Consider the following 4,623-nt stretch of genomic DNA (forward strand, 5'->3'; position numbering starts at 1 on the left):
ATGGTATTAACTCCGACAATTGGCGAAAAATCCTATAATCGTCAGGATTGGCAAAAAGGCTATCAATCCCAACCTAACGAGTACGATTACGAGGTAGAAGACATCGAGGGGCAAATTCCCCCCGATTTACAGGGTACAGTCTTTAAAAACGGCCCCGGTTTACTCGATATCGCTGGCACTGCGATCGCTCATCCCTTCGATGGGGATGGTATGATCAGCGCGATTAGCTTCAACCATGGGCGCGTACATTATCGTAATCGTTTTGTGAAAACTGAGGGTTATCTCCAGGAACAGAAAGCGGGAAAACCCCTTTATCGCGGTGTTTTCGGCACGAAAAAACCGGGGGGAATTTTCGGCAATGCTTTTGATTTGCGTCTGAAAAATATTGCTAATACTAATGTTATCTACTGGGGTGATAAATTACTGGCACTTTGGGAAGCGGCCGAACCCCATCGCCTCGATGCTAAAACCCTTGATACTATTGGTTTAGACTATCTCGATGGTATCTTGGAAAAAGGCGATTCTTTTGCCGCTCATCCTCGCATCGATCCCGCTTGTATCTTCGATAATCATCAACCTTGTCTGGTAAATTTTGCCATTAAAACGGGTTTGTCGAGTGCCATTACTCTCTACGAAATTAGTCCCACGGGTAAGTTATTACGTCGTCATACCCACAGTATACCTGGCTTCTGTTTTATCCACGATTTTGTTATTACTCCCCACTACGCTATCTTTTTCCAAAACCCGGTTGGTTATAATCCTTTTCCCTTTCTTTTTGGGTTAAAAGGTGCGGGGGAATGCGTCATCAATCAACCGGACAAGTTAACTAAGATTATTATTATCCCCCGGGATCCTAACAAAAGAGAAGTGAAAGTTTTAGAAACTCCATCGGGTTTTGTGTTCCATCATAGCAATGCTTTTGCACAAGGGGAGAAAATTTATATCGATTCTATTTGTTATCAATCCTTACCACAACTGGATTCAAATAGCAATTTTCAATCGGTAGATTTTGATAGTTTAGCTCCCGGACATCTGTGGCGATTTACACTAAATTTATCAGAAAATACCGTTACAAGAGAATGTATTCTAGAGCATTGTTGTGAGTTTCCCAGCATTAATCCTGCAAAAGTTGGTCGAGATTACCGTTATTTATACATCGCTGCCGCTCATCATGCCACTGGTAATGCTCCTTTGCAAGCAATCTTAAAACTGGACTTATTAACGGGAGAAAAACAATTACATTCTTTTGCCCCCCGGGGATTCGCAGGTGAGCCAATTTTTGTGCCTAAACCCGATGGAATCGCTGAAGATGATGGTTGGTTATTGGTAGTTACTTACGATGCGGCCAATCATCGATCGAATGGGGTAATCTTAGATGCTAAAGATATCACTAATTCCCTAGCAGTTATCCATCTTAAACATCATATTCCCTACGGGTTACACGGTAGCTGGACTAGACAATGTTTTTAAGTTAATTCTGTGGGGGTGGATTGAAAACCCACCTTGACTAAACTTTACTCTTGAGAGCCTTCTTGTAGTAGCCAAAAACCAGCGAAGGATTCCGATTCAGGGTTAGATTGAATGGCTAAAAAATGCAGATTATTGGCTTTTTGTTTAGCTTCTTCAAAGTTTTTGGCTTCGTTTAAAGTCTCGGCATTAGTGACGTTGACGAGAATCCAGCTATCACTAGCACCCGTTTCTAAACGTAGCAGAGGACGAGAACCAGTTTCTAACTTTAAATAGGCCATTTCTAACCCTGACATCCAACCAGCTAATGGTAAAGCGCGGGGGGAAAAAATAACTAAACCGGGGATTTTTAGATTCTCATCTAACCCCATTCCCAGTATAGGCAAATTTTCTCCGAAGCTAATATCCCAATCTTTTAAATCATTAAAAGAAGACAATTCTAGCGTAACAAAAGCCCATTTATCTGCCTTATCTCCCCGGACAGCATCGGGAAGGGGAACAGCATTTAAAGGGGGATAATTAACGGAAGCAGTTTTAGTTAAATTTTGATCATAACCAACTTCTTGAGGGTATAAATTAACCATTCTTTCTTCTATCCATCTAGTGAGAGCATGAGTGCGACGACTAGGGGAAGCGGGAATACCGATATCCTCGCAAGCTTTGCTAATCATGTTATTCATCTGACGACGGAAAAAGCGAATTTTTTTGGGAGTTACCCCCGCTTCCTTGATAGCTGCAGTAACTGCCTCTCCTAACCATTGGGAATTAACCATCGTATTAGGACAATAACTGGCATATTTAAATATTGTATCGGAGGAGCGATCGATTGTTGCCGGAGTTTCACAGATTAATAATTCCCATCTTTTTTTATTATTTTCATCCACCACCGGCCGCGAATAAAAATCAAGTTCCCAAATAGTCATATTTTTTTCAGTTATCAGTTATCAGTTATCAGTTATCAGTTATCAGTGATTCAGTTATCAGTGATTTAGTTATCAGTCATCAGATTTGAGTTTTCAGTGAACAATATTAAGTGGCAAGTTCCGAGATGTCTTTTCACTGATTACTGTTTACTGATTACTGTTTACTGCTCACTGATTACTGCTCACTGCTCACTGAAAAATCCCCTATTCCCGACAACAGTACGAACGCGGTAGATGGGACGTTTTTGGGATTCATGGTAAGTTCGCATCAAAATTTCTGCCAAAAGACCAAAACAGAGTAATTGTACCCCAGTTAAAAAGAATAACACGGCCAGGATTAACAAAGGTCGATCGCCGATTTCTTGTCCGAAACCGAGTTTGAGAATAGTCAGATAAGTGCCTAGAATAATCCCCACTACCATCGATAACAGTCCGTAGAGTCCAAAAATGTGCATCGGACGGGTGAGGAACTTTTTCATAAAAAAGACAGTAAATAAGTCCATAATCACGCGAATTGTGCGACCTAAACCATATTTACTCTGTCCGAACCGTCTAGCGTGGTGATTAACGGGAATTTCGGTTATTTTTGCCCCTTCAATAAAAGCCAATGCGGGTAAAAAGCGATGTAATTCCCCGTAAAGATTCATATCGGCGACTAATTCGGCTCGATAGGCTTTCAAAGAACAACCGTAGTCGTGTAATTTGACCCCTGTAACCTTTGCTATCAGCCAATTAGCTATTTTTGAGGGTAAAAGCCGTTTTACCCGGTCATCTTGGCGATTTTTGCGCCAGCCACTCACGAGGTCATAACCTTCCTCTAATTTGGCCAATAATAGGGGTATATCATTGGGATCGTTCTGTAAATCGCCGTCGAGGGTAACGATGACCTGTCCCGTGGCATAATTGAATCCGGCAGCCATAGCGGGGGTTTGTCCGTAGTTGCGTCGCAATATTACCGCCTTGAGATCATCGCGATTTTTGGCTAAATTAGTTAAAACCTCGGTGGAACCGTCCTTAGAACCGTCGTCAACACAGATTATCTCGTAGTTAATTTGATAAGAACGCAAAATCGTGGCGATACTCTCGACGAGATGGGGGATACTGTCCACTTCGTTATAAATGGGAACCACTACCGATAAAGTCTGGATGGCAGCCTGCGGGTTTGGTTCGTTGACACTGATGGACGGTGTAATCGGGGACATATTTGACTGACGCGGGGACGTTTTGGGGCGATTGTATCACAATTCAGTTATCAGTTATCAGTTATCAGTTATCAGTTATCAGTCATCAGTTCACTGATTACTGTTTACTGTTCACTGTCCACTGTTCCCTGAAAATACCCCCCACTTCCCACTTCCCCACTTCCCCACTTCCCACACCCTACACCCCACACCCTACACCCCAATTCCCACTTCCCCACACCCCACACCCCACACCCCACACCCCTTATCCCTGTTCCCCTTTCTCTGTTTCCTTTTTCGCTAAAATTGCCTGACGAAAACCTAAGACGACGAGAATATTGGAGAGGGTGAGGAAAAATTCGGCGCTGCCGTGTAACCAATCGACGTTAGCTAATTCTTGACCATAGTGGATTTTGGCGTAGATACCGGCAGGAATGGTGATAAAAACGAAGATTAACAGCACATAAAAGCCAATTAGGGCTAAACGGGGCATTTTTCCCGAACGAGTGATCAACCAAAGAAACCCCAGATAGGGAAACAGGGAGATGGCAAATAAACTCTCTTTATTCATTGTTAACGCTAATTTTACTGGAACGCCACAGCCACCAACCGGCAGCACAGAGGGTAAAATTTCCTAAGACAGTCATGGCTGCCTGTAGGGTGACTAACCAGGATAAGGCACTGATATTATCAAAAAAATGCCATGTACAGGCACACATGGCCCCAATTAAAGCGGGTAACATCCCCCAAGATAACATTCGCCACGATCGATCGCTACTGATGTCGCCATAGGTCCAGACTAACCAGATTGCCGCTATCCATTCTACGACACTCGATACATGAACTATCCACGTCGGTATTGATAAAGCATTCATTTTTTTACAGTTATCAGTTATCAGTTATCAGTTATCAGTGGGTAAGTTATCAGTTATCAGTTATCAGTTATCAGATTTGAGTTCTTATCTCGTTCCCAGGTTCTACTTGGGAACCCTTTATTCAGGTTCTACCTGAAGGATATTTTACTAAAGAGCCTTAAATATTGTGTGTCAAGG

The 4,623-nt window shown here is 42.6% G+C and carries 6 protein-coding genes; 2 read left to right on the top strand and 4 right to left on the bottom strand.

The annotated features are described in order from the left end of the window. Nucleotides 1–1,470: carotenoid oxygenase family protein (locus tag PX481_RS10055; RefSeq protein WP_002763641.1), on the top strand; the 1,470-nt coding region annotated here is incomplete at its 5' end. 44 nt (nt 1,471–1,514) lie between these two features. On the opposite strand, the gene PX481_RS10060 is transcribed toward PX481_RS10055, so the two are convergent. Together PX481_RS10060 and PX481_RS10065 are read right to left on the bottom strand one after the other, a co-directional pair. Beyond that, nucleotides 1,515–2,390 carry a Tab2/Atab2 family RNA-binding protein gene (locus tag PX481_RS10060; RefSeq protein WP_288094523.1) on the bottom strand — a complete coding sequence of 292 codons (876 nt, stop codon included), beginning with the start codon at nt 2,388–2,390 and terminating at the stop codon, nt 1,515–1,517. A gap of 182 nt (nt 2,391–2,572) precedes the next feature. Continuing rightward, nucleotides 2,573–3,592: a glycosyltransferase gene (locus tag PX481_RS10065; RefSeq protein ID WP_288094524.1), complete on the bottom strand. Its 1,020-nt coding sequence runs from the start codon at nt 3,590–3,592 to the stop codon at nt 2,573–2,575. Between the two features lie 2 nt (nt 3,593–3,594). Between PX481_RS10065 and PX481_RS10070 the strand changes: the two genes are divergently transcribed. Beyond that, nucleotides 3,595–3,885, top strand: coding sequence for a hypothetical protein (locus PX481_RS10070; protein ID WP_288024380.1), 291 nt, complete (start codon nt 3,595–3,597; stop codon nt 3,883–3,885). Here PX481_RS10070 and PX481_RS10075 read toward each other — a convergent pair. Further along, a complete protein-coding gene (locus tag PX481_RS10075; protein ID WP_043999528.1) occupies nt 3,837–4,142 on the bottom strand; it encodes a DUF3593 domain-containing protein in 306 nt (101 codons plus the stop codon). The two genes, PX481_RS10070 and PX481_RS10075, sit on opposite strands and share 49 nt — an antisense overlap. Next, complete coding sequence (locus PX481_RS10080; RefSeq protein WP_002734463.1) at nt 4,135–4,446, bottom strand: DUF2499 domain-containing protein; 312 nt, start codon at nt 4,444–4,446, stop codon at nt 4,135–4,137. The genes PX481_RS10075 and PX481_RS10080 overlap by 8 nt, the downstream gene beginning before the upstream one ends. Between the last annotated feature and the right edge of the window lie 177 nt (nt 4,447–4,623).

It is taken from the genome of Microcystis sp. M53603_WE2, assembly GCF_030065435.1.